Raw genomic sequence first — 21,231 nt, 5'->3', positions numbered from 1 at the left:
TTATTCGATTATTTCGTCAGGACTGTTTCCTTCACATGCGGAAGGACAGTATCTTCATAAATTTCAGTCGGATATTTTCCAGTAAAACATGCTAAACACTGACCACGCTGCGGATCATCATACGTTCTGCCAATCCCGTCCATTAAACCGTCTACAGATAAAAATGCAATGGAGTCTGCACCGATTTCCTGTCTAATTTCTTCAACTGAATGAGAAGAAGCAATCAGCTCTTCGTGTGTGGACGTATCAATTCCATAAAAACACGGATGAGCGATTGGCGGTGAACTAATGCGGACATGCACTTCCGTTGCACCCGCTTCTCTTAGCATCGTAACAATTCGGCGGCTCGTTGTTCCACGTACGATCGAATCATCCACCATGACAACACGCTTTCCTTCGACCACCCCGCGCACAGCAGACAGCTTCATACGCACGCCCTGCTCACGCAATGCTTGAGACGGCTGAATAAATGTCCGGCCGACATATCGGTTTTTAATTAAACCAAGCTCATACGGAATGCCTGTTGCTTCGGCATATCCAATCGCTGCAGAAATACTAGAATCTGGTACCCCTGTGACAACATCTGCTTCCACATGGGCTTCTTCTGCAAGCTTCTTGCCAAGATTCTTTCTCGCACTATGCACGTTGATGCCATTGATGTTGCTGTCAGGTCTTGAGAAATAAATATATTCCATGCTGCACATGCTGCGGTTAATGTTCATAGAGAAGCGCTCAGATTTTAATCCTTCATCATTAATGATCAGCATTTCGCCAGGCTCCACATCTCGTAAATATGTTGCGCCAACGACATCAAATGCACATGTTTCAGAAGCGACAACATAAGCGTCCCCAAGCATACCAAGTGAAAGTGGACGTAAGCCGTTCGGATCAAGCGCCACAATCATTTCTGTTTCCGTCATAATTAAGAAAGCATAGGCTCCTTTAAGCATAGACAGGGCGTTTTTGATCTGTTCCTTCAATTCAACATACCCGCTGCGCTTAATTAAGTGAGCCAGCACCTCTGTATCAGAGGATGTCTGGAAAATACTCCCTTGATTCTCAAGCTGCTGCTTTAATTGCGTTGCATTCACTAAGTTCCCGTTATGAGCAAGGGCAAGACTGCCGTTATTTTGCGAGCGAAAGAAGAGGGGCTGCACATTTTCAAAGCCGCCTCCGCCTGCTGTCGCATACCGAACGTGTCCGATCGCTCCTCTTCCCTTTAAATCCTTTAGCTCACCGTTTTGAAAGACTTCCGTAATCAGTCCAAGGCCTTTGTGTGACGTCAGGTTTTCACCATCTGTTGCAATGATTCCCGCACCTTCCTGTCCTCGGTGCTGAAGGCTATGCAATCCGTAATATGTGATTTGAGGGGCTTCTTCGTGTCCCCAAACCCCAAAGACACCACACTCTTCGTTTAAGCCTCTGATTTCAGCAAGCATGGGATCGCTCCTTTCCATGCGCATTCAAGCTCGTTGACTGCTGCATGAATCCATTGTTGTCCTTCTTGATTTTTGACGGTAAATACACCATCATTTGTGACCGTTCCGACTTCTTTTGCATCCTTCACAGCCGCAGCAAACGCTTCGCGGTGCTCTGGCTTAACTGTCACAACAAAACGTGACTGCGTCTCACTGAATAATGAGGCTTCGCTGTTTAAATCGATTTGGATATCAGCACCAAGGCCGTCTGTTCCAAACGTACTCTCAGCAAGTGCCACACCAAGTCCGCCTTCAGATACATCATGCGCCGATTGAACAAGTCCGTTTTGAATCGCCGCTAGAAGGGCTTCCTGACGCGTGAGCTCGACATCCAAATCAATTTCAGGTGCTTTTCCGTAGATACGGCCTTCTGTCATCTTTTGAAGCTCACTGCCTGCAAATTCTTCCTTCGTCTCACCAATGACGAAAATCACGTCGCCTGCCTGCTGGAACGATTGAGTCGTAATATGAGCTGTATCTTCAACCAAACCAACCATCCCAATGACAGGTGTTGGGTAAATCGCTGTTCCATTTGATTCGTTATATAAAGAGACGTTACCACCGATCACCGGTGTGCTTAGCGTACGGCATGCTTCGCTAATTCCGTCAGCAGACTTTTCAATTTGCCAAAAAATTTCTGGTTTCTCCGGGTTACCGAAGTTCAGGTTATCTGTTACTGCAAGAGGACGAGCGCCTGAGCAGACAATGTTACGTGCTGCTTCTGCGACTGCGATTTTCCCGCCGACCTCTGGATCAAGGTAGAGATAGCGTGCGTTACAATCTGTTGTCATCGCTAGGGCTTTTTTCGTTCCACGGATTCTTAAAACGCCCGCATCAGAGCCCGGTGCAACGACTGTATTTGTTCGTACCATGTAGTCGTATTGATCGTAAACCCATTCTTTACTTGCAATCGTTGGCTGCTGAAGGAGCTGCTTTAACGTATCTGCTGCATCTGTGATGTCAGGTGCTTCGACTTTTGTTTCTAAGAACTCACGATAGTAAGCAGGCTCACTTGACGGCTTGTGATAAACCGGTGCTTCCTCTGCAAGTGCATCAACAGGAAGCTCACAAACCACTTCACCTTGATGGAGTAAACGAAGCATTTTATCATCTGTCACATGACCGACTGATACAGCTTCAAGATCGTATTTTTCGAAGATATCAATGATTTCTTGTTCGCGGCCTTTTTCAATGACCAAAAGCATTCTCTCTTGAGATTCAGACAGCATCATTTCGTATGCCGTCATGCCTGTTTCACGCTGCGGAATGAGGTCTAGGTTCATCTCGATACCAGAACCTGCTTTACTGGCCATTTCCGCACTTGAGCTTGTTAAGCCAGCCGCTCCCATATCTTGAATACCAACGAGCGCATCGTTTTTGATGACTTCAAGGCACGCTTCAAGCAATAGCTTTTCCATGAACGGATCGCCCACTTGAACAGCTGAACGTTTTTCTTCTGATCCATCAGAAAATTCTTCAGAGGCAAATGTTGCACCGTGAATCCCGTCACGTCCCGTTTTGGCACCAACGTACATGACCGTATTGCCAACACCTTTGGCCTGGCCTTTTTTGATGTCCTCATGATTGATTAACCCAACGCACATGGCGTTAACGAGCGGGTTGCCTTCATAGCTTTGATCAAAATGAACCTCTCCGCCGACTGTTGGAATACCGATACAGTTTCCATAGCCTGCGATCCCTGCCACTACTTCTTCAAACAAGTACTTCACGCGCGGTGAAGTCAGTTCACCAAAACGAAGAGAGTTTAATACAGCAATTGGACGCGCACCCATAGAGAATACATCACGGATAATCCCGCCGACACCTGTTGCCGCTCCTTGATACGGTTCAATCGCAGATGGATGGTTATGTGATTCGATTTTAAACACAACCGCTTGGTTGTCTCCAATATCAACGATTCCAGCGCCTTCCCCAGGGCCTTGAAGAACATGCTCTCCTTTTGTCGGGAATTTGCTTAAAACAGGCTTCGAGTTTTTATAACTGCAATGCTCTGACCACATCACAGAAAAAATACCCGTTTCTGTGTAGTTTGGCAGCCTGCCAATAATGGATTCGATTAAAGCGAATTCTTCATCACTCAATCCCATTTGCTGATACAATTTCTCTTCTTTAATTTGCTTGTGACTTGGTTCAAGCAGTAGTGACATGAGTGTCCCTCCAATTTTTCACGATAGATTGAAACAATTTAAGTCCGTCTGCGCTGCCTAGTAATGAATCAACTGCGCGCTCAGGGTGCGGCATCATGCCGAGTACATTGCCCTCTTCATTCGTTACACCTGCAATTCGATTGACACTGCCGTTAATATCGTCTCCGTAAGTGAAAGCGATTTGGCCTCGTTCAGTGAGCTTCGCTAAAGTGTCTTCATCACAGTAGAAGTTGCCTTCACCGTGTGCTACAGGAATCGTAATGGATTCGCCTTTTTGATAGCCGCTTGTAAATTGCGTTTCGTTGTTCTCTACAATGAGTTCAACTGGACGACAGATAAATTTCAGGTCTTTATTTCGTCTCATCGCACCTGGAAGAATGCCAAGCTCCTGAAGAATTTGGAACCCGTTACAAACACCCAGAACAGGTTTTCCTTCCTCAGCTGCTTTTTTCACAGCCGGCATGATGTTAGAGAAGCGAGCAATCGCACCACATCTTAAGTAATCCCCATAAGAGAAACCGCCTGGTACGAGTACACCGTCAAATCGGTCAAGACTCGTTTCGTCGTGCCATACATATTCAACTTGTTCACCTAACTCATCTTGAATCGCATGGTACATATCGATATCACAGTTAGAGCCAGGCAAGACGATCACTGCAAACTTCACTGTGCGACAACCTCCTCCACCTCATAGCGGTAATCTTCAATCACCGTGTTGGCAAGTAATTTTTCACACATTTCTTTTACGACTGTGTCTAAATCACGATCTGATTTTTCAATGACAAGCTCCATGTATTTCCCGATACGGACATCCTTTACTTCCTGATAAGACATGCTGTGCAAAGCGTGCTGCACGGCACTTCCTTGTGGATCAAGAACGCTCTCTTTTAAGCTGACAAAAATTTTCACTTTATACATGTTTATGGCCTCCAAGTCTTTTGAAAATTTCTTCGTATGCATTCGTTAAGCCGCCCAGGTTTCGTCTGAACACGTCTTTATCAAGCTTTTCGTTTGTGTCTTTGTCCCAAAGCCTGCACGTATCAGGTGAAATCTCATCAGCTAGCAAAATACGATTCTCGTGATCTATTCCGAATTCAAGCTTGAAATCAATTAAATTCACATGGCAATCTGAGAAGATTTGCTTTAACTCTTCATTCACTTGTCTTGTGATCTGTTTCATTTCCTTCACCTGCTCAGGTGTCGCTGCATGTAAAATGCGAATATGATCTTCTGTAATGAGCGGATCACCGAGTGCATCATCCTTGTAGTAAAACTCGATCAAAGGTGTGTCCAGTTGCGTTCCCTCTGGAATTCCGAGGCGCTTTGACATACTGCCTGCCACAACGTTTCGTACAACCACTTCAAGTGGTACAATCTGCACCTTTTGAATGAGCTGTTCTGTTTCAGAGAGGCGTTTTACAAAGTGATTGTTGATCCCTTTCTCATGCAGCATTTGAAAGATTAAGCTTGAAATTTCGTTGTTCAGTCTGCCTTTGCCTTCAATTTCAGCTTTCTTTTCGCCGTTAAATGCTGTCGCTGAATCTTTATATTCGACATATAAAATATGCTCGTCATCGGTCTGATAGATTTTTTTCGCTTTGCCTTCGTAGAGAAGTTCTTGTTTCACAGTCATTCAGGTTGGCCTCCTAATTTGAATGTTGGCAATTTTCAGGATTGGGCGCCTGCCGAGCAGGCGGCCCATTTCTTATGCAAGACCTAGACGTTCGAAAATCATATCGACATTTTTCAAGTGATAGTTGTAATCGAAGCAATCCGCAATTTGTTCAGGTGTTAAGCGTGATGTGATTTTTTCTTCCGCTTCTACTAATGAACGGAAATGCACTTGCTTTTCCCAAGCTTCCATTGCCTTTGGCTGAACGGTGTCATACGCTTCTTCACGTGCCATGCCTGTATCGATTAACGCAAGAAGAACGCGCTGTGAGTAAATCAAGCCAAGTGTGCGGTCCATGTTACGTTTCATGTTCTCAGGGAAGACCGTCAAGTTTTTCACGATGTTTGAGAAACGATTCAGCATATAGTTCAGTGCAATCGTTGCATCTGGTAAAATGATGCGCTCAGCAGATGAATGAGAAATATCACGCTCATGCCAAAGCGGTACATTTTCATAAGCTGTCAGCATATAACCACGGATGACGCGGGCAATCCCCGTCATGTTTTCAGAGCCGATTGGGTTCCGTTTATGCGGCATAGCCGATGATCCTTTTTGTCCCTTTGCGAAGAACTCTTCTACTTCGCGTGTTTCACTCTTTTGGAGACCACGAATTTCAACAGCAAATTTCTCAATGCTTGTAGCGACTAAAGCAAGAGTTGCCATGTAATCTGCATGACGATCACGCTGCAAGGTTTGGGTAGAAATTGGTGCAGCTTTGATGCCAAGTTTCTCACATACATATTGCTCAACAAACGGGTCGATGTTCGCATATGTGCCAACAGCACCAGAGATTTTGCCGAATTCGATGCCAGCTTTTGCTTGTTTAAAACGTTCTAAGTTACGCTTCATTTCTTCGTACCAAAGAGCAAGCTTTAGACCAAATGTTGTCGGTTCAGCGTGCACACCATGTGTACGGCCCATCATGACGGTATATTTGTGCTCTTTTGCTTTTTCTTTTAGTATGTCAACAAATCTCTCAATATCCTTGAGCAAGATATCGTTCGCCTGTTTTAATAGATATGAAAGCGCCGTATCCACTACGTCTGTAGAGGTTAACCCGTAATGAACCCACTTTCTTTCTTCTCCTAGAGATTCAGATACAGCACGCGTAAAGGCAACCACGTCGTGGCGCGTGTCTTGTTCAATCTCTAAAATACGTCCAATATCAAAGCTTGCATTCTTGCGCATTGTCACGACGTCTTCTTTCGGAATGATGCCAAGTTCTGCCCAAGCTTCACAAGCAAGAATTTCTACTTCAAGCCATGCATTAAATTTGTTTTCCTCTGTCCAGATTGCTGACATTTCTGGTCGTGCGTAACGTTCGATCATTTCCCGTTTCCTCCATCTCTTTCAGTCCATATCTTTGTGATGTTTGTCATCCATTCATCATCGAGCTTTTTCATAAACGTTATATGCCCCATTTTGCGGCCGGCTTTCACTTCATGCTTACCATATAGATAAAGCTTTGATTCCTTTAAAAGCTCAGGATGCTCTTTTGGAATGTCCACTTCATCGCCTAATAAGTTCACCATCATGCCCTCTGATAAAAGGGCTGTACCGCCAAGCGGCAAACCACATATCGCGCGAACGTGCTGTTCAAACTGACTCGTCTCACATAAATCGAGTGTATAGTGACCAGAATTATGCGGGCGAGGTGCCAGTTCATTGACGAGCAGCTTTCCTTCGTTTGTCAGGAACAGTTCTACAGCAAGTGTACCGACTAACCCTAGCTTTTCAGCCAGTGTCGTTGCCAGCTCTTTCGCCTTTTCCTCAATGCGGTCATCTACCCTTGCAGGCACAATGCTTTGGAATAAAATATTGTGCTTATGAATGTTCTCAGCGACTGGGAATACCGCAATTTCTCCATGAACAGACCGCGCGACGATGACTGAGAGCTCCATTTGAAATGGGACCCAGCTTTCTAAAATACAAGTTCCGTGAGTGAGGAGTGCAGCAGCTTCATGAAGCTGCTCTTTCTCTTTGATCACGTACTGTCCTTTTCCATCGTAACCGCCCCTGCATGTTTTCAGTACGGCAGGCAATCCAAGCACATCCGCTGCGTTTTCTAGCTCCTTTTCATCATGAACAATGCGATAAGGCGCTACTTCACAGCCTGCGTCTACAATTCCTTTTTTCTCAGTTTCACGGTTTTGAGTTAACAGAAGAAGTTCGCTTCCTTGCGGTAAATACGCCTCTTCCTTCAGCTGATTAAGTGCATCATAATCAATATTTTCAAACTCATATGTCACCACATCGCTGATTTCCGCTAGCTGTCGAATCGCTTCAAGGTCACTATATGCGGCTGTGATTTCAGTATCAGCAACCTGTCCACAAGGAGATTGAGTGACAGGGTCTAAGGCAGCTGCCCGGTACCCCATTTGCTTTGCGCTGACGGCCATGTATCTGCCAAGCTGTCCTCCGCCGATAATACCGATGGTTGCGTTCGGAAAAATGGTCTGCTTAGCCAAGCTGATCACTGCTTTCTAGTACAGTCTGTTTTGTTTGTTCTCTTCTTTCTTCAAGACGAGATGCAATCGTTTCATCAAATGCTGAGATCATTTGTGCGGCTAGCAGGCCTGCATTTGTTGCACCGGCTTTGCCAATAGCCACTGTGGCAACTGGCACACCGCCTGGCATTTGAACGATGGATAATAACGAATCCAGCCCATTTAGTGCTTTTGATTGTACGGGCACACCAATGACCGGCAGTGTCGTTTTCGCTGCGACCATCCCCGGTAAATGTGCTGCGCCTCCAGCACCGGCAATAATGACCTTTAGTCCTTTACCTCTTGCTTCAGTCGCATATTCAAACATCAAATCAGGTGTCCGATGTGCGGATACAACCTGTTTTTCATACGGAATGTCTAATTCCTCTAAGATATCGCACGCATTTTTCATTGTTTCCCAATCAGATGTACTTCCCATGATGACACCTACAAGCGGCTTCATTTTGTCCCCACCTTTAAGCTGATATTCGATTTTGTATCGTTTGACACGCTCCCCAAACCTAAGCAGCTTGTCAAACGCCGAACAAAAAGGCCCGATTTGCATTGCATTGTTAGGAAGCAACACAAACCGGGCCATGGTAAGCGCTGTTCGCTTTTGAAACGCCATGTCAGTTTTGTTCACTATCCTGCATAGTCCAGTCATTTACGGTAACTGGGTAGAAACTTATGGGCCATATTCCCAAGATTATATGAGGCTCGTGTTTTGATTTCATGTTTATCTTAACAACGGATGTTCATGATGTCAACGGATTTATCGAACAATCTATGAAGTCGTCGTTTTAATGTTCGTGTTTAGACTATTTTTCCTTCAAATACGATTTTTTTCCCAATCGGAATGATCTGAATCGACCCATTTTCCTTCTTTTCCTGAAAGATCGGCTCCTCCATTCGACGGACAGGCGAATAGCCTTCCTCTGCCATTTGGGCCAACACTTGGTCGATTGTCATGTTGTCTTCCACGTAGAATTTCTTCTTCTTTGGTTTTGCGGTCATTCTTTAATTCTCCTTTTCTTCACAGCCTTCACCCAGAAGCCGCCGTGAATCGATTTGGGCTCATATGAGATGATAAACGCCTTTGAATCAAGCGTTTTAATCGTTTCATATAATTGCAGTTCATATTTTCTCGGTGTTAAAATTTGCATTGCTGACCGGTCTCCTTCAAGACCGCCTGCTGCCCAGGTGGTGACACCATATCCTTTTTCCCTCAGTTGTCTTGGGAGATCAAGATCCAATTCTTTTGTAATCACGTTCACAGTAATGTAGCCAAGTGCCAGCTTCTCTTCAATTTTCATCCCGACAATGATCCCAATCCCATAACCTAGTGCATACGCAAGAACATTTTGTACTTGGTCTAAGTTATCTAGCACAATGCTTAACCCAATCACATAAATGAGCATCTCAACCGTACCAGCAAAAGCTGCTGCGTACCGTCTGCCTTTCATTGTTAAAATCAATCGCATGGTGGAGAAAGAGACATAGACAATATTAATGACTAAAATGATCAAAACCATGGTGAACGCATTGGATAAAAGTTGTTGAAGCACGATTTGAACCCCCTGCACTAAAAATCAAATAAAGCACCCCATATTCTACTAGAGAACAAACCTTGATACAATCAAATTTGCGCGATAAAAACACATATATCTTTCGACAACAAGGGTGGCCTTTGTTACCAAGAGTTTACCCGTTTTTTCCTCTTCTCAACATGAAAACCTCCTTTTCGAAAAAAGGAGGTTTTCACAAATATTTTATCCAAACCGGACAGGAACAAGTGATGGAATCAAATACTCCCCAACAATGCTCCACAGCAGTGCAATGATGATCAGCTCAACCAATAAAAATGCCCAGCCAGCATACATCAAATCTCCACGTACGGCTTCATGCTCCGATTGAATGGAACGAAAGAGCACTACAGCTATTAACTGGAGACCAAAAAACATCATTACAGATAACATGACGGTCACATATGGAATATTCAGCATGGCAAATACAAGCCAAAGGATGGATAAAAGAAGCACTGGCACAAGCGCTGCCCCAAATTTCATGATCACTTCTTTCAGCGATATATTTCCTTTCAGCATGTACTTCCCAAGCACCCAAACCGTGAGCATCATCAATGTCAACAGGATGAGTGTAAAGACAGCTACCCTCAAAAAGGCGTCGCCAAAAGAATAATGAATACCAAAGCCTAATAAACGGGTCTTTGACGCCTTTAATTGAACATAGTTACCTAAAGCAAAAAACACGCTGAATAACACAATTGAAATCCAGGCGTACTTCATGCGCAGCGTTTCCGCTTGATTGATTGCTCGACTCGGTGATTTCAACATCGCCAGTCCATATGAGCCATAGCGCTTAAACGCGCCGCCTACGCCTTGCAGCATACGCTGAATGAAAGAACGCTCATCATCCGCTGCTGCCTTTGAAGTTCTTCCACGTTTTGCCGCGCTTCTGCTAAGGCGGGATTGTCTTGTTTCTTGATCTATTGATGGCTCTTCATTTTTTAATTCTGATGTACTTTGCTCTTGATCTTTCTCTAACATCTCATATCAACTCCTATCCAGCACAATCCTTACAGGCTCATACGAATGACCTGTTCGGATAACTCCTCTTAAAGTAGCGGAGTCTCTCTGTTCAGTCAAGACGCCTTGACTTTCATATGACTAGACGGATAAAAGACAGCAGAGGTTTTAAAATGGCAAGAAAATAAGACAAAACAAAAAAACAGCAGCTTCCATAAGCTGCTGTTTTAGGCGAACAATTAATGATTTAAGAACGCAAAGTAAAGAATAAAAATGACAAACAACCCGTACATAATCGGATGTACTTCTTTGGCTTTCCCTTTAAAGATCATGGTAATCGGGTAGAAAATAAAGCCAACCGCAATCCCTGTTGCAATACTGTATGTGAGTGGCATCATAATCATCGTTAAGAAGGCTGGTACTGCAATTTCAAAACGATCCCAGGCAATCTTCGCAAGCGGAGCGACCATCAGTGCACCGACAATGATCAAAGCAGGTGCTGTCACATTTGATGTAACGATGGATAATAGCGGCGAGAAGAACATCGCAAGCAAGAAGAAAATACCTGTTACGACAGCTGCAAATCCAGAACGAGCACCAGCAGCAACACCTGAGCTGGATTCAACATAAGACGTTGTCGTCGATGTTCCAAGGACAGAACCTACAACAATAGAAGAAGAATCCGCCAGAAGTGCTCTTCCTGCACGCGGCAGCTCATTATTTTTCATTAAACCAGCTTGGGTTGCAACAGCCACAAGCGTACCCGCTGTATCAAAGAACCCAACGAATAAGAACGTTAAAATCACGACAAGCATTTGAACCGAGAAAATGTCTGGCAAATGAATCAAGGCTTGCCCAAAGGTTGGAGACAAACTTGGAATACTTCCCACAATTTGCGTCGGTACTGGTACAAGACCAACAAGCATCCCTGCAATAGCGGTCACAAGCATCCCAATGAAGACACCTGCATTCACTCGAAGAACCATTAAAATAACGGTCACTACGATACCAAACACCGTCAACAGAACAGGACCACTATGAATGTTTCCAATCGAAACGAGTGTATTATCATTATTGGCGATAATGCCAGAGCCCTGCAGACCGACAAACGTAATGAACAAACCAATACCCGCACCAACCGCCAGCTTCAGCTCAGCCGGAATGGCATTGATGATTTTTTCACGGAAACCTGTTAAAGAAAGGGCAACAAAGATCAATCCTGAAACAAACACACCAGAAAGTGCTGCTTCCCATGTGATGCCCATGCCAAGAACAACCGAGAAGGCGAAGAAGGCATTCAATCCCATACCCGGTGCAATCGCGATCGGATACCTGGCGATCAATCCCATCAGGATACACCCTGCGGCAGAGGCTAATGCCGTAGCTGTAAAGACAGCCCCCTGGTCAATTCGTAATTTATCTGGAAAATCCGGTACTGCCACTAAAGCAAGTGTGACCGGATTGACAAACAAGATGTAAGCCATCGACAAAAATGTCGTTAAACCGCCGATGATCTCTCTGCGATAATTCGTTCCTAACTCATCAAACTGAAAAAACTGTTTCAAAGCCAACTGACTCCCTTCATGTCCTTTTGCTTTAGTCTGTCCCATTCACAAGTCAAATAAAAAACGCCCCAACAGTTTGGGACGCTTGACTACAATTGTGAATTCAGACCGTGACATCAAACAAGAACAATGCATGATTTATATCAAACGAGTGTGAATTGACGTAGTCAAGCCATTTACGGTAGCTTGGTAGAAACTTGCGGGCCATATCCCCGCGATTATACGACTTCTATCTATTTGATTTCTGTGTCTATTGTACCAACTTCATTTTTAAAACACAATACGAAAAGCGAACAATTTTCAAAGAAATGTCCGCTTCATTCGTCTTATTACACGAAATTGGAAAATCGCATCTAGTTCTTTATACACCCTTCTCTGAATTCCTCTCCTTTGCAAAAACCGCATCGGCTACATGGAAAAACTCTTTCACCGCAGGAGAAGCATGAGAGAGAGATGGACAGGCGAGCGCCACCTCACGATGATGCGACACATTCAGCTGACTAATCTGCACATGCTGCTGCGTTTTCAAAAATAGCTCGGGGCCTATCGTGACACCGAGTCCTTCCCCGACCATACGGGCAATGGTCGTACAATCATGCACCTCAAATAAAGTAGCTGGCTTGATTTGAGCCTCTGAAAAAATATCCTCTACATGCGATTGATACATACCGGTCGGCATAATAAACGCTTCATCCGCTAAATCTGTTATTTTTACAATGGGCTGCTGTTGAAATCGATGATTGGAGTGATAGGCGACCACCATCTCATCTTTGATGAGTGGCAGCAAATCAAAGGCATCATCCGCATTGCCTTTCACAACAAATCCAACATCAATGATGCCAGAATCCAGCCACTCCACTATTTCTTCATACGTCCCTTCATAAAACTTGAATTCAATCTTCGGATGCTTTTTCTGATAGCTCACAAGCAATTTCGGTAATAAACAAGCCGATGCACTGGCAAATGTCCCGATACGAATCAAGCCCGTTTCAATATTTTTCGTTAACGCAATTTCTTGCTGGATCTTCTCCACTCTATTTAACACTTCTCTTATATGCGGGAGAAGCGTTTGACCAATGTCCGTCAGCATAATTCCTTTTTTTCTGTCACGAATGAATAAAGAAACACCCCACTCCGCTTCTAAACTTGCCACAGCATGACTCACTGCGGACTGCGTCATATTTAATGCTTCAGCAGTGGCTGTAAAACTTCCTAGCTCAACCACTTTCGCAATAATGTCAAAACGAACAAAGCTCATGAGTATTTACTCATCTCCTTCATGAAAAACATCAATTTTACTTATGTTAGCACGGAATTTAAACTGAATACAACGTATCAAAATGAAGGAAGGGTTCAAAAATGAAAAACACATCTCACCAGTTATTGATTATTCTTTTAGCTGTCGGTTCATTTGTCACAGGCACTTCAGAATTCGTCGTGTCAGGCATTCTAGATATAATTGCTGCTGATTTACACATCTCCATTCCTGCTGCCGGGCAGCTTATCACCGTTTACTCTCTCTTTTATGCAGTAGGCGCTCTCTTTTTAGTCATGGCAACGTCAAAATTGAACCGAAAAAAGGTTCTGTTATCGGCTATTTTTGTGTTTATTTTAGGCAATGTGGTCGCCTTTTTTAGCCATCACTTTGTGCTGCTCCTGCTATCTCGGATCATCATGGCCATGAGTGGCGGCTTATATATTGTGGTCGCCACAAATTATGCAGCACAGATCGCCCCTCCAGAAAAAAAGGGAAGTGCGATGGCAACGGTCATTACTGGGTTTACAGTGTCACTTGTACTTGGTGTCCCTATTGGCACATTTCTATCGGGGCATGTGGATTGGCACTATATTTTTCTCATCATTGCACTAGGTACTGCTTGTCTTTTATTACTGCTTTATCAATTACTGCCACGCATGGAGGGACATTCACATCTGCCATTGAAGCAGCAATTACACATCCTTCAAGACCGCAGGGTGATCAGCGGCTTAGCCACAACCGCCTTTTGGATCTTAGGCTACACGATGGTATTCGCTTATATCTCCCCATTACTACGACAGACCGCCGGCTTTTCTCTTGAAATGACAAGTATCGCCTTACTCATTTTAGGAATAGCTGCTTTTATTGGCTCACGATTTGGCGGCTTCGCCGTTGATCAATGGGGGCCAAACCGAACCATCTCGATCAGCATCATGATCCAGATGTTCGCTCTCTTTACATTATTCTTTACGCAATTCTCCGCTATCGGTGTCTTAATCACGCTTGCCATATGGGGCATTGCTACATGGACGACAACCCCAGCGAAGCAGTTTTACCTAATCTCTCTTAAACCCCAAGCATCAGAAACCGTGCTGAGCTTTAATACAGCGATTATGAATATCGGCATGATGCTTGGATCGTCAATGGGCGGCGTGATCATCCAATATACAAAGATCACATATTTGAGCTGGATTGGCGGTATAGCGAGCCTTGTTGCGTTGATGTTGATTTGTTATTCGTTCTATTTACACCACCGCCTCCAACGAAAGACACAGGAAAACCAATAGAACACATTTCAATTTTTGGTATGATGGAAGAAACTTATTAAAGGAATGTTCAGAACAAAACACATCGCATGGAGGCTAAACGAATGAACAAAATCACCTTTCCACCATCATTTCCAACGATACATACCGAAAGACTAATCTTAAAACAAGCAACGATCGCAGATGCTGAGGATATGCACATCTACTTATCAAATGAAACCGTGTGCCGCTATATGGGAATCAATGCTCATGAATCACTTGAAGACACAAAAGGAGAAATCAAGTGGTATGACAATATCTTCAAAGAACAAACAGGCATCCGGTGGGGCATTTCTTTAAAAGAAAACCCAGCCATCATTGGCAGCTGCGGCTTTCTCAATCTAGAAAAACAGCACCGCCGTACGGAAATTGGCTATGAATTACATCACAATCATTGGGGAAAAGGCATTATGAAGGAAGCGATTGCTGCGGTGTTACGATATGGATTTCAGGAGATGAATCTGAATCGAATTGAAGCCATTATCGATCCAGCAAATACGTCCTCTGTTCAATTACTGGAGAGCTTTAATTTTGTAAGAGAAGGTTTATTAAGAGAGTATGATCTTGGTCAAAATGGATTCGATGATGTGTATATGTATTCGATTTTGAAGAGAGATTACGAATAAATTTCTATTTGACAGAGGAGAAACAAATGACGAATAACACGTGGATAGAAAACTGGTTTAAAAAGTGCGAAGAATTTGAAATAAAGCCTTGGGAATGGGATTTTAAACAAAGTTATGCCAAAAAATCGATAAAAACTACCTCACCAATTAAGCTCATGTTAGAGTATAAGATTGGTAAACTTAAAGAAATTGGAGTTTGTAACTCAACTAGAAAAACCGGTAGTAAAGCTGATTGCGATAAAGAACCTTCTTCAATTTATGATGTACTATGGAGTACAGATAAAGTGATCCGTGGTGAAACCATGAATTCATTTATCACAACTTTTAACCATAGTATCTTAAAATCATCGTATTCCATTGAGGAATTTGAAAAGATCGGAATATTAATAGATAACTCCCTTACAAAGCAATATGCAAAATTAATTTCTCATGATTTTAATAAATTCGATTTGATTGCTGACAGAATAGAGGAGTTTAAAAAATTCGCTACTTTCACCCACTGCATTGGGAATTTCACTGTATTACCACATTGGATGAATTCGGGTCGTTATTTGTTTTCTCAAGATTATTGGGACATTACGATGTATTCACTATTTGAATTCTTTCAACCATTAGGCTGTTGGAAAAAGTTCGTCGAGCGATATTTCCTTCAACCTTACGTGAACAATGATGAAGAATGGACAGTGAGTGAATTTTGGAAAGGTCATTTTGCAGGGATCGGAAATTACAATCAACTAAAACCTCAAAATGAACAAGAATTAAGTGAGTACCTACATAAAGTAAATCTTAGGATTGAAGAACGAGGCAAATGGATCATCAAAAAAATCTGTGAAGAATTGAAGTTACAACACTTCACATTTTATGATGAACTGAAAGATAGGCAAATTCGATTTTCCAACGAAATGATATAAACAATAATAAGCGAGCACAGGCCTCGCTTTTTTATTTTCTAAAAGGGATTCCCAAATACACAAAAATGGGATCATAACAAAAAGCTGATATCCTAAGCGTCATATCAGCATCATGTTATCGAGCTTATTCATTCATGTAATCCTCTTTCAGCATGCTATATATTTCTAAATCAATAACTCCTTTGCCAGACCATAAAACAGCTTGTCTAAGCAGTCCTTCTTTGATAAAACCATTTTTCAAAAGAACTTTTTTTGATATCTCGTTTGCCGGCATGACCTCCGCTTTAATTCTGTTGATATCAACCTCTTCAAACAGAAATTTCACTAGTGTAGAGACAGCTTCTGTTGCGATGCCCTTGCCCCAATGATTCTCCGCCAAGAAATAACCAATCGTCACCGCATTCACTTTTTGATTGATGTCCATTGTTTCAATAATGCCAACTAGCGTATGAGGCTTGTCCTTTTGAAAGATTCCCCACTTCACTCTGCTTTTTTTAGTATAATCTCGCTCAAAATGACCGATCATCTTTTTTACCGTTTGGAGATGATGCTTAGGAATGATCCCACAATACCGGAAGACCTTATCATTGTCGTAAATTGCATATAATTCTTGTAAGTGGCTCTCATCAATTTTTTTAAATAATAGATTCTTTGATGCTAATACAGGAAAAGTCTCAAAAATGCTTTCCATTCTCATCTCATGACCCCCTTGGCTATCCCTCAATTGGAATATAGATTCTCATTTTCATATCATTTGGGTACGTCGAATGTAAGACATCTGTTATTTCAAAGTCTGGTCCATCCGCTCTTTCATAATTTGAATGTGGCAGCCAGCTTCCATAGATATACCTCCTGGTGTTTTGCACCAATTCATTGCTTCCACTCACTTTAAATGCTGCATATTTCCCCTCAGGAATGACCAATTGTACAAATCCTTCTTCTAATTCTATATTGGATTCCTCCACTTCTTCTCCAACAACAAACGAAAAACGGCCATCATCTTGAAAATGAGTAGATACACCGTAAGCCATATGAGGTGCTATTTTCTTAGGAATACGTTTATAATACTCCTTTTTTCCAAAATCAATATAAAACGATGGAATTTCAGTGAAATAATTCTCGTTATACAGATTCGTTCTATACTCGTAACCAATCATATAAACTTTGTTTAATTGAGTGATAACGGGTTTATTCATATTGAATTCACCTTCTAGCTTATATTGGTACTCCAAAAAGTTCATTTTGTGTTGTTGCTTTAACACAATCTCCTCTTTTCGATACCTACCAGGTGTCATACCAAAAAAATGTACAAAGGCACGAGTAAACGCTTCTTGAGAACCATACTGGAAAGTAACCGCTATATCTAAGACATTCTGTTTTGTTTCTTTCAGTAACCTAGCAGCTTCTGTAAGCCTTCTATTCCTGATATACTCTTGCACAGAAAAACCTGTAATGGCTTGAAAAAGACGCTGAAAATGAAACGTTGAAAAACAGGATTTCGAGGATATATCATTTATACTCATATCGTTTTGCAGATTCTTCTCAATAAACTCAATTGAATGTTGTATTCTCTCATAGTAATCCATTGTTTCTCCCCCCTATACCTTTATATTTTATAACTTACTCCCTCTTTTTTTTGATCATTTGTGCTAAATTGTTTTATTTGATAAAAAATCATCCACAAAACAAAGGGTAATCCAAGCTAATGGTTATATTGGTTGAAAATTTTCAGTGTTTTCACAATCATGATATGATCAATCGTGTTAGACAAGTAGACAAATCATTTCAGATATTTTCATGTAGAATAGCACGACCAAACAACCGAAAGGCGGTTTACACATGTCATGGCGTTTAGACAACGTTCACGAAAAAACGCTGCATTTCCTTATACTTTTTACAGACCCAGCAAACAAATAACCGATATATTAAAGACCGGAGATACGGTCAAATTAATCTTTTTAGGCGAGACTGAACAAGAGGAGCTTGAGGGTGAAAGAATGTGGGGGGAAATCTCTAAAAGACATGATGACGTCTTCAAAGGTCATCTAACAAATCAGCCTTACCACTTAAAAGGATTGAACATTGATCTCTTTCGAGAACAGTTTTTTCACAACTTCGTAACGCCTCTTTGAATCATCTTGCAGCATTTGAAAGAGGTCTCTCAGGAACCTTTTAGGTGAAGGTGTAATGATGTCAATTTACACGAATAATTTTCCAATGTAATCCTTTTTTCATTAGTTTTAAATACAGAAAAAGGAGTATGATTATATTTATGGAATCATACTCTTTTGTATTGTTAAAAATAGTAGAACCTAAAGGTTAAGTAAATCTTTTATCAAGAGTTTTTTTCTCCTCACTATATGCATTTACTCTAATCCTACATATTTTTTACTTTTCTGAAGAAGTTTGGATTCTCCTGTACGTTCCCATTCTTCTACTGTTTCATATGCATTTTCGGGAGAATACCCTTTTCCTACAAGAACGCCCATTAGAATAAATTCTTGGAGAATGTGTGTAGCATTTATTCCTTTTTTAACATCCTCTAACCCTTCGTTTACCAAAAATTCCGTGTGCTTTATCCATTCATCTGGAGTTCTGCCAAAAATAACTGTATTTTCATTGCCGTGACCGTCACCTTCTTCCGCAGCCACTGCATCTGCCTTTGTTACATGAATAGTACCAAACGGGTGGTTAGGAGGAGCATATATTGAATAAAGTTTAAGCGGAACATTACCTGTATTGGTTACATTGTGCCATGTTCCAGCAGGTATCAGTATTGCAGTATCATCATAGATATTTCTTCTAAAATTTAATTTATCTTTCCTTTTGCCCATTTGAACAATCCCCTGACCTTGTTCAACACGTAAGAATTGGTCAACGTTAGGGTGCATTTCCAACCCGATATCTTCGCCAGCATTGAGACTCATTAAGGTAACTTGCAAATGAGTTCCTGTCCATAAGGCGGTACGGTACGTATTGTTTTTCTTTGTAGCCTCATTGATATTAACGGCAAACGGTTCTGCTCCATAATCTTTTGATAAAATGCTTGCAGCATCACCAATGGAAAAACGAAAAGAACTGTTTGCATGTCCCTCAACAGGAATATTCCAATAAACAGACTGTCTATCATAGTTATTCATTGGTACATGAACATAATAAGGATATTGATATGGATACATATTTGGATAGTAATACATTTTTCTCAATCCCTTCACAGTTTATCAAATTATCCTATGCACTATGTTAGGTGAGTGTACTTAAATGCACCTGCTCCGAACATGGGAAAACACAAAAAGATAAGCCACGATCTTGACTCGCGGCTTATCCTAATGATGATGATCTTTTTCATTTTAAAATCATCTAGTAGTTCTGTAATTTCAGTCATAAAAAAGACCCTCCTTTTTTCACAAATAATGTGAATAAACGAGAGTCTCATTTTGAAAAAAGATTGCTGCGGATGAATAGTACCCTATCCACACACAAACTGTTCAAACCTTTGATACGACTGCTTTCTCAGCACCTTTAATCATTCAATTCTTGGAAGTCTACTCCCACTCGATTGTAGCAGGCGGCTTACTCGTAATATCATACACCACACGGTTAATATGCTTCACTTCATTCACAATACGAGTTGAGATCTTCTCAAGCACATCCCAAGGGATTCTTGCCCAGTCACTCGTCATACCATCAATAGACGTAACAGCACGGATGCCGATTGTGTAGTCATATGTTCTTGCGTCACCCATCACACCTACACTGCGGATGTCTGGAAGAACGGTGAAGTATTGCCAGATGTCGCGCTCTAGGCCGAAGTTCGCAATTTCTTCGCGAAGAATGGCATCAGATTCACGAACGATTTCTAGTTTTTCTTCAGAAATTTCACCTAATACACGGATACCTAGTCCTGGACCTGGGAATGGCTGTCTCCAGACGATGTCGTCAGGAATGCCAAGCTCTGAACCTAGGGCTCGGACTTCATCCTTGAATAGTGTATTCAAAGGCTCAATCAATTCGAACTGCATGTCTTCTGGAAGACCACCTACGTTGTGGTGAGATTTGATTGTTTGTGCCGTTGCTGTTCCGCTCTCAATGATATCTGTGTAAAGTGTTCCTTGTGCTAAGTAGTCAATTCCTTTTAGCTTGTCCGATTCATCATCGAATACATAGATGAATTCGTTACCGATGATTTTACGTTTTTGCTCAGGATCAGATACACCTTTTAGCTTGTTTAAGAAACGATCTTTCGCATCTACTTTAATCACGTTCATGTTGAAACCTTCGCTAAATGTCTTCATAACCCCTTCTGCTTCGCCTTTACGAAGAAGACCGTGGTCAACGAAGATACATGTCAGCTGATCACCGATTGCTTTGTGGATCAATACCGCTACAACAGATGAATCAACACCGCCGCTTAGTGCGCACAATACTTGTTTGTCGCCCACTGTTTCACGGATTTTTTGCATTTCGATTTCTATGAAGTTCTCCATTGACCATTTGCCATCACAATCACACACGCCGAAGACAAAGTTTTTCAATAGGTCGTTGCCGTACTCAGAGTGACGAACCTCTGGGTGGAACTGTACGCCATAGAAGTTCTTCTCAGCAAAGCTCATCGCTGAGTTTGGACAATGTGCACTTGTTGCATCCACTGTAAAGCCTTCTGGCACTTCAACGACAAGGTCACCATGGCTCATCCAAACGACTTGGTCATTCGGAAGGTCTTTGAATAAAGCAGGTGTTCCGTTAATGTGGATATCTGCTTTCCCATATTCACGCTGGCTGGCCGCTTCTACTTTCCCGCCTAAATAGTGAGTCATGAGCTGCATGCCGTAGCAAATGCCTAGAACCGGAATGCCTAGATCAAAAATCTTTTCATCACAGCGGAAAGATCCTTCATCATACACACTGTTCGGTCCGCCAGAAAGGATGATTCCTTTAGGCGCCATTTCTTTAATTTCTTCAGCAGTTAAAGTGTGCGGATGAAGCTCACTGTACACACCAAATTCACGAATACGGCGTGTGATCAGCTGATTGTACTGACTGCCGAAATCGAGAACCAAAATCATTTCATTTACTAAATTTGTCATGGTGTCACCTCTATGTCCAATATAGTTTTTATAAACGCACAGAAAAAATGAGAGGAGAAAACCTGCTCTCAGTGTGAAATCACGCTTTTGAAGCGCCCAGACTCACATCCGAACGCTTCAATTTCATGTATTT

Annotated in this window: 20 protein-coding genes and 2 riboswitches; of the genes, 3 read left to right on the top strand and 17 right to left on the bottom strand. The window is 42.2% G+C overall.

Annotation, left to right across the window (positions count from 1 at the left end):
- Positions 1 to 8 precede the first annotated feature (8 nt).
- From purF to ACYH0L_RS03125, 13 genes are all read right to left on the bottom strand, one after another.
- Positions 9 to 1,439 carry an amidophosphoribosyltransferase gene (gene purF, locus ACYH0L_RS03185; RefSeq protein ID WP_099727392.1) on the bottom strand — a complete coding sequence of 477 codons (1,431 nt, stop codon included), beginning with the start codon at positions 1,437 to 1,439 and terminating at the stop codon, positions 9 to 11.
- Complete coding sequence (gene purL, locus ACYH0L_RS03180; protein WP_230031511.1) at positions 1,415 to 3,646, bottom strand: phosphoribosylformylglycinamidine synthase subunit PurL; 2,232 nt, start codon at positions 3,644 to 3,646, stop codon at positions 1,415 to 1,417. The genes purF and purL overlap by 25 nt, the downstream gene beginning before the upstream one ends.
- Positions 3,630 to 4,313 (bottom strand): phosphoribosylformylglycinamidine synthase subunit PurQ, encoded by a 684-nt coding sequence (gene purQ, locus ACYH0L_RS03175; protein WP_099727394.1) that lies wholly within the window; start codon positions 4,311 to 4,313, stop codon positions 3,630 to 3,632. The genes purL and purQ overlap by 17 nt, the downstream gene beginning before the upstream one ends.
- Positions 4,310 to 4,564: a phosphoribosylformylglycinamidine synthase subunit PurS gene (gene purS / locus ACYH0L_RS03170; RefSeq protein WP_003214349.1), complete on the bottom strand. Its 255-nt coding sequence runs from the start codon at positions 4,562 to 4,564 to the stop codon at positions 4,310 to 4,312. The genes purQ and purS overlap by 4 nt, the downstream gene beginning before the upstream one ends.
- Positions 4,557 to 5,279: a phosphoribosylaminoimidazolesuccinocarboxamide synthase gene (purC, locus tag ACYH0L_RS03165; RefSeq protein WP_327925314.1), complete on the bottom strand. Its 723-nt coding sequence runs from the start codon at positions 5,277 to 5,279 to the stop codon at positions 4,557 to 4,559. The genes purS and purC overlap by 8 nt, the downstream gene beginning before the upstream one ends.
- A gap of 72 nt (positions 5,280 to 5,351) precedes the next feature.
- Positions 5,352 to 6,647 (bottom strand): adenylosuccinate lyase, encoded by a 1,296-nt coding sequence (purB, locus tag ACYH0L_RS03160; protein WP_099727396.1) that lies wholly within the window; start codon positions 6,645 to 6,647, stop codon positions 5,352 to 5,354.
- Positions 6,644 to 7,786 carry a 5-(carboxyamino)imidazole ribonucleotide synthase gene (gene purK, locus ACYH0L_RS03155; protein ID WP_230031510.1) on the bottom strand — a complete coding sequence of 381 codons (1,143 nt, stop codon included), beginning with the start codon at positions 7,784 to 7,786 and terminating at the stop codon, positions 6,644 to 6,646. Before purK ends, purB begins: the two co-directional genes overlap by 4 nt.
- A complete protein-coding gene (purE, locus tag ACYH0L_RS03150) occupies positions 7,779 to 8,267 on the bottom strand; it encodes a 5-(carboxyamino)imidazole ribonucleotide mutase (RefSeq protein ID WP_230031543.1) in 489 nt (162 codons plus the stop codon). Before purE ends, purK begins: the two co-directional genes overlap by 8 nt.
- Before the next feature lie 169 nt (positions 8,268 to 8,436).
- Positions 8,437 to 8,538: riboswitch (purine riboswitch) on the bottom strand.
- Positions 8,539 to 8,617: 79 nt separating this feature from the next.
- The gene (locus ACYH0L_RS03145) at positions 8,618 to 8,818 is read right to left on the bottom strand and encodes an NETI motif-containing protein (RefSeq protein ID WP_230031509.1); all 201 of its coding nucleotides are present in this window, start codon (positions 8,816 to 8,818) and stop codon (positions 8,618 to 8,620) included.
- Positions 8,815 to 9,369: a DUF2179 domain-containing protein gene (locus ACYH0L_RS03140; RefSeq protein ID WP_034320274.1), complete on the bottom strand. Its 555-nt coding sequence runs from the start codon at positions 9,367 to 9,369 to the stop codon at positions 8,815 to 8,817. The genes ACYH0L_RS03145 and ACYH0L_RS03140 overlap by 4 nt, the downstream gene beginning before the upstream one ends.
- A 204-nt stretch (positions 9,370 to 9,573) precedes the next feature.
- Complete coding sequence (locus tag ACYH0L_RS03135; RefSeq protein WP_249705244.1) at positions 9,574 to 10,368, bottom strand: hypothetical protein; 795 nt, start codon at positions 10,366 to 10,368, stop codon at positions 9,574 to 9,576.
- 218 nt (positions 10,369 to 10,586) lie between these two features.
- Positions 10,587 to 11,912 (bottom strand): NCS2 family permease, encoded by a 1,326-nt coding sequence (locus ACYH0L_RS03130; RefSeq protein ID WP_482354345.1) that lies wholly within the window; start codon positions 11,910 to 11,912, stop codon positions 10,587 to 10,589.
- A 144-nt stretch (positions 11,913 to 12,056) separates the two neighbouring features.
- Positions 12,057 to 12,158: riboswitch (purine riboswitch) on the bottom strand.
- A gap of 115 nt (positions 12,159 to 12,273) precedes the next feature.
- Positions 12,274 to 13,170, bottom strand: coding sequence for a LysR family transcriptional regulator (locus ACYH0L_RS03125; RefSeq protein WP_482354344.1), 897 nt, complete (start codon positions 13,168 to 13,170; stop codon positions 12,274 to 12,276).
- A gap of 101 nt (positions 13,171 to 13,271) precedes the next feature.
- On the opposite strand from ACYH0L_RS03125, the gene ACYH0L_RS03120 reads away from it, so the two are divergent.
- The 3 genes from ACYH0L_RS03120 to ACYH0L_RS03110 all read left to right on the top strand — a co-directional run bounded on the left by ACYH0L_RS03120 (position 13,272) and on the right by ACYH0L_RS03110 (position 16,011).
- Positions 13,272 to 14,456 (top strand): MFS transporter, encoded by a 1,185-nt coding sequence (locus ACYH0L_RS03120; protein ID WP_482354343.1) that lies wholly within the window; start codon positions 13,272 to 13,274, stop codon positions 14,454 to 14,456.
- An 83-nt stretch (positions 14,457 to 14,539) separates the two neighbouring features.
- The gene (locus ACYH0L_RS03115) at positions 14,540 to 15,100 is read left to right on the top strand and encodes a GNAT family N-acetyltransferase (RefSeq protein ID WP_482354342.1); all 561 of its coding nucleotides are present in this window, start codon (positions 14,540 to 14,542) and stop codon (positions 15,098 to 15,100) included.
- Positions 15,101 to 15,126: 26 nt separating this feature from the next.
- Positions 15,127 to 16,011 carry a hypothetical protein gene (locus tag ACYH0L_RS03110; protein ID WP_482354341.1) on the top strand — a complete coding sequence of 295 codons (885 nt, stop codon included), beginning with the start codon at positions 15,127 to 15,129 and terminating at the stop codon, positions 16,009 to 16,011.
- A 124-nt stretch (positions 16,012 to 16,135) separates the two neighbouring features.
- Here the strand turns inward: ACYH0L_RS03110 and ACYH0L_RS03105 are convergent, their stop codons facing one another.
- From ACYH0L_RS03105 to guaA, 4 genes are all read right to left on the bottom strand, one after another.
- Positions 16,136 to 16,708, bottom strand: coding sequence for a GNAT family N-acetyltransferase (locus ACYH0L_RS03105; RefSeq protein ID WP_482354340.1), 573 nt, complete (start codon positions 16,706 to 16,708; stop codon positions 16,136 to 16,138).
- 16 nt (positions 16,709 to 16,724) lie between these two features.
- Positions 16,725 to 17,597: an AraC family transcriptional regulator gene (locus ACYH0L_RS03100; protein ID WP_099727405.1), complete on the bottom strand. Its 873-nt coding sequence runs from the start codon at positions 17,595 to 17,597 to the stop codon at positions 16,725 to 16,727.
- A 780-nt stretch (positions 17,598 to 18,377) separates the two neighbouring features.
- Positions 18,378 to 19,208: a cupin domain-containing protein gene (locus ACYH0L_RS03095; RefSeq protein ID WP_482354339.1), complete on the bottom strand. Its 831-nt coding sequence runs from the start codon at positions 19,206 to 19,208 to the stop codon at positions 18,378 to 18,380.
- Positions 19,209 to 19,556: 348 nt separating this feature from the next.
- On the bottom strand, positions 19,557 to 21,098 hold the full coding sequence (gene guaA, locus ACYH0L_RS03090; protein ID WP_249705239.1) for a glutamine-hydrolyzing GMP synthase: 1,542 nt from the start codon (positions 21,096 to 21,098) through the stop codon (positions 19,557 to 19,559).
- Positions 21,099 to 21,231: the final 133 nt, after the last annotated feature.

The sequence above is a fragment of the Bacillus sp. MC1252 genome (assembly GCF_056838025.1).
Note: the sequence above shows the minus strand (reverse complement) of the source record. Positions and strands in the feature narration are given on the sequence as shown.